The 4,561-nt window shown below is 46.5% G+C and carries 5 protein-coding genes and 1 pseudogene; 4 read left to right on the forward strand and 2 right to left on the reverse strand.

Annotated elements, in window-relative coordinates; translation table 11 throughout:
• Positions 1-31: 31 nt before the first annotated feature.
• A complete protein-coding gene (pepB, locus tag QVA83_RS00455; RefSeq protein ID WP_287497998.1) occupies positions 32-1,315 on the forward strand; it encodes an aminopeptidase PepB in 1,284 nt (427 codons plus the stop codon).
• Between the two features lie 179 nt (positions 1,316-1,494).
• On the opposite strand, the gene QVA83_RS00460 is transcribed toward pepB, so the two are convergent.
• Complete coding sequence (locus tag QVA83_RS00460; RefSeq protein ID WP_014950994.1) at positions 1,495-1,677, reverse strand: hypothetical protein; 183 nt, start codon at positions 1,675-1,677, stop codon at positions 1,495-1,497.
• A gap of 436 nt (positions 1,678-2,113) precedes the next feature.
• On the opposite strand from QVA83_RS00460, the gene QVA83_RS00465 reads away from it, so the two are divergent.
• Positions 2,114-2,716, forward strand: a complete 603-nt coding sequence (locus tag QVA83_RS00465; protein WP_014977587.1) for a YhgN family NAAT transporter — start codon at positions 2,114-2,116, stop codon at positions 2,714-2,716.
• Entirely contained in the window at positions 2,717-3,295 is a 579-nt protein-coding gene (locus QVA83_RS00470) for a YjaG family protein (RefSeq protein ID WP_014977586.1), read from the forward strand. It begins immediately after the preceding gene.
• Positions 3,296-3,427: 132 nt separating this feature from the next.
• On the opposite strand, the gene rsmD is transcribed toward QVA83_RS00470, so the two are convergent.
• On the reverse strand, positions 3,428-4,111 hold the full coding sequence (gene rsmD / locus QVA83_RS00475; protein ID WP_014977585.1) for a 16S rRNA (guanine(966)-N(2))-methyltransferase RsmD: 684 nt from the start codon (positions 4,109-4,111) through the stop codon (positions 3,428-3,430).
• 66 nt (positions 4,112-4,177) lie between these two features.
• On the opposite strand from rsmD, the pseudogene QVA83_RS00480 reads away from it, so the two are divergent.
• Positions 4,178-4,561: pseudogene (locus QVA83_RS00480) on the forward strand (signal recognition particle-docking protein FtsY); the annotation flags it as partial.

Raw genomic sequence — 4,561 nt, forward strand, 5'->3', positions numbered from 1 at the left:
ATTATAACGATGTAATAAGGAATAAAACGCGATGGCAGAATTTACCGTTAGCCTTTCTAGAAACAGTGCTGAAGCAGTGTGGGGCGAGAGTGCTAAGCTTTCTTTCACTGAATCAGGTGCAGTTATTCACCTGCCTGACGACAAGCTTAATGAGCGTTTAATTCAGCAAGCGGCAAGAAAGCTAGATGGCTTAAGCCTGCCAGCAGTTACGCTAAGCGGCGATTGGCACAAAGAGCAGCAGTGGGCTTTTGCACTTAGCTTCACGCGTGCGCGCAAACCAGCGTCAATAAAATGGGCCGAAACGGCTGACAAAGAAGCGCTAGAGCAAGAATATGCGGCGTTACTATTTACCCGTCAGCTGGTAAACGAAACACCTGAAGATCTAAGCCCTGAAACCTTAGCAACCCGAGCAGCACAGTGGCTTAAGTCACTGGGTGGTGACAAGGTAACCTACTCAATGACGGTAGGTGAAGATCTTAAAGAGCAGGGCTGGATTGGCATTTATAATGTGGGCCGCGGTAGTGAACGTCCGCCTGTAATGCTGGTACTTGATTACAACCCAACAGGTAATGCAGATGCGCCCGTTGATGCCGTGCTAGTTGGAAAAGGCATCACCTTCGACAGCGGTGGCTACAGCATTAAATCAAGCGAAGGCATGTTAGATATGAAATGTGACATGGGCGGCGCAGCGACGGTAACAGGGGCACTAGGGCTATCTATTTCTCAAGGCAGTGAAAAGCGTATTCAGCTTATTTTATGCTGTGCAGAAAACCTTATTAGCGGTCACGCTTATAAGTTAGGTGATGTGCTTACCTATAAAAATGGGGTAACCGTTGAAGTGGTTAATACCGATGCTGAGGGACGTTTAGTGTTGGCTGATGGTCTTATGGCGGCAACAGAGACGGGCGCACCGCTGATTATTGATGCAGCAACGCTAACCGGTGCTGCAGTGGTTGCACTGGGTTCTGACTACCATGGCGTATTCTCGTTAGATGATAATGCCCGCGAACAAATGCTTAAAGCAGCAAAGGCAGAAAACGAACGTTTTTGGCCGCTACCACTTGAAGATTTCCACGCAGAGCGCTGTCCATCGGCGTTCGCAGATACAGCAAACAGTCGCCCGATGAAAGGTGGCGGTGGTGGCGGTGCATCAAACGCTGCGGGCTTCTTATCACGCTTTGTTAAGCCAGAAGGCTGGGTACATTTGGATTTAGCCGCTGCTTACCATGGCGGGGCAACATCTGAAATGCCGGTAGGGGCAACAGCGAAAGGTATTCGCTCGATTGCGAGAATGCTGAAAGACTTCAGTGCATAAATAAAATAGCGTTCGACGCCCTAACGGCTGTCGAACGCTGCTCTATTTTTAAACGTCGCACGTTGTGCCACGTGGATGAGTAGAGGCAAAGCGAATAACGTTACTTGAACTAACGTTGCTTCGCGCAAAAAAATAAAAAGGGCGTGACTTTGCAAAAAATCACGCCCTTTTTCTGTAAATTAGATCCCGCCTAAACGCTCGGCTAGCGTTTTATAGCGTTCAACGTCGCCACTGTCGAAAAGTGGGTTACCGTCGGTGTCTTTATCTTTCGAAACCAAAAGGCTTTCACGCTCAAGGCGCTCTACGCGCACTTCTTGTACGCCAAGAAAAGCAGCCACTTCTTTAACAGTCATCAAACTCATTGCAATATTTCCTATTTTTGGTTGTTCTTATTGAGGATTAACAGGTTCCAACGCCGAACAATGCGCAGAACAAAACGTTAAACAAAATGATGTTACCCACTATTACATCAAAAGCTCTGGAGATAAGACATTATCCAAAAGGTGTAGAAAAAGCCAATTGGGCTGTTTGAATTCCGACCGTGAATAAGGCGAAAACACCGCTTAGAAATGACAAACACTTCTCCCTACGATTTAGTAAAGCGCACTTTCGCTATTTTTCGAGTATTTTTTGCAGGCTTAGATAAATGAAAAACAAACATGCCCTTAAAGGTGTTTTTAACTAAGCCTGCTTGGTTTACCATTGCGCGCCTAAAACGACCATCTGTAAGAACTTTGAGTTATACTCAATGGTTTACGCGCAAACGGGCTTAGCCTCACAACCGGAGACAGTAAAAAAATGGATACTTGGTCTGCTGCCATCATGCTCTTTTTGATCATGGATCCCTTAGGTAACCTCCCTGTGTTCATGTCGGTACTCAAATCGATAGAACCAAAGCGTCGTCAAGTCATCCTAATTCGAGAATTATTATTTGCTCTTGGCATCCTGTTTCTCTTTTTGTTCAGTGGCCAATCGGTTCTCAATTTTCTGAACGTGGAACAAGAGACAGTAAGTATCGCTGGGGGAATTATTCTGTTCCTTATTGCGCTTAAAATGATTTTTCCATCATCGGGCAACCCCAGTGGATTAGCTGTAGGTGAAGAACCTTTTTTAGTACCTCTAGCTATTCCTATGATAGCGGGCCCTTCAACGCTGGCTGCGCTTATTCTTCTTGCCAACCAAGCGCCAGACAGAATGGCTGACTGGTCGATTGCGCTTGCGGCTTCATGGTCGATAAGCGCAGTGATCTTACTATTTTCAAATGTGTTCCATAAAATTCTGGGGGAGCGCGGTCTAGTTGCGATGGAGCGATTAATGGGTATGATCCTAGTTATGATTGCTATCCAAATGTTGCTGGATGGCGTTACCCAATATTTCATGCATGCCACTGGAGCCCTTTAAATGGCAAAGCAAAAACTTAATACCTTTGGGCGCGTTCGCGCCTTGGAAGGCTGGAAAGCCGTTGCATTCGGTGCTGCATTACTTGAGCGTATGCTACCCAACTACACGCTTTTCTGTGAATTAACTGAAAGCGGTGATGCAAGCGCATTGCGCAACTGTTTGAATTTGGTGTGGGAAACGTTGAAATCACCCAAGAGCAAATTCAACATTGCGGTACAGCTTGAGAAAGTTGAAGTGGCTACACCTGATACCAGTGAGCATGACAACTATGGCGTTTATCCAGCAATTGATGCAGCTATTGGTCTAGCTGGTTTGCTAAATTTGATGGCAGGCGACGATCCGCAAGGTGCAGTGGTCATCAGCAAGTTATCGCAAGGCAGCGTAGAAGCCTATTTGCTAGAAAGCGAAGAAGCCGATGACGAGACTGTAAAAGGGCATCCGCTGATGGAGTTTGAAGTTGAGGTACAAAACGAATTGCTTGATTATGTAGAGCAAGCCAAATACCCAGCGAAAGCGGCAGATGAAATGAAAGCACTTGCCTTGGAAGCTGGAATCTCCAATATTGGTCTTGAGCTTTAATGACAACGCAACTTGGTCTAGCTTAGGTAAAACGAGCAACAGATCCTTAGCTCTTATGCTCAAAAAAGCCGTGAGCTTAATCATAGGTCACGGCTTATCTCTCCTCAATTGAGGCACTTCAATTGTTATCGATCAACATACCTCAATTAACATATAGCGCAGAGCGCTAGTTTGTTTGTCTTTAATAATTTGCCAATGGGCGGGGAGAGCGGGTGTTGTTAGCGCACTTTCGTGTTCCAGATACACCACGCTACCACTATGAACAAGTTTGTTATCTTCTAGCGCAGCCAGCGTAGGTGCTACCAATGATTTCGCAAAAGGCGGATCGACAAAAACAATATCGTAAGGCGCTTGGCTGATGCCTTTTAAAATACCTAGTGCGTCCCCTTGATGAACGGTTGCTGATGCCAATTCATTTGCTTTTAATAAGGTAAGATTACTTTTAAGCTGGCTTGCTGCCTGTTTATCCAGCTCTATAAAATCACAATGTGCTGCATAGCGAGACAGAGCTTCTAAACCTAACCCACCAGAACCCGCAAATACATCTAAGCAGCGTGCATCGTTTATGTAAGGCATTAACCAGTTAAACAAAGTTTCTTTGTTTCTGTCTGTAGTTGGCCTTAACCCTTCTGCATTGAGTACGGGTAACTTTCTACCACGCCATTGGCCACCGATAATGCGTATTTGCCCAGGACTATTTGCGCTTGGGGTTTTCCCTGATTTTTTCCCTTTTTGGGATGAATAAGGTTTTTTTGCAGAAGATGGTGCCCGAGTAGGGCGAGAAACTCGCTTCATAGTGGCTGACAATGGTATCATGCGTTCATACATTAGGCGGCAAGTGTAGCCGAAATTGCTAAGAATTTATAAGGATTTGTCCTAACGATGTCGAAACTTTTTGGCTGGTTCAGTAAGAACAAAAAAGCAGAGAAACAAAAAGCCCAAGCGGAAGAAGAAGCTCGCTTACAGGCAGAAGCTGAAGCAAAGGCGCAAGCGGAAGAAGAGGCGCGCGCAAAGGCAGAGGCTGAAGCACAGGCGAAGGCGCAAGCGGAAGAAGAGGCTCGCGCAAAGGCAGAGGCTGAAGCACAGGCGAAGGCGCAAGCGGAAGAAGAGGCGCGCGCAAAGGCAGAAGCTGAAGCACAGGCGAAGGCCCAAGCGGAAGAAGCCCGCGCAAAGGCAGAAGCTGAAGCACAGGCGAAAGCCCAAGCGGAAGAAGCTCGCGCAAAGGCAGAAGCTGAAGCACAGGCGAAGGCTAAAACGGAAGAAGAA

The sequence above is a fragment of the Alteromonas sp. AO-Serp genome (assembly GCF_017849675.1).
In the GTDB taxonomy this organism is placed as follows: Bacteria; Pseudomonadota; Gammaproteobacteria; order Enterobacterales; family Alteromonadaceae; genus Alteromonas; species Alteromonas macleodii.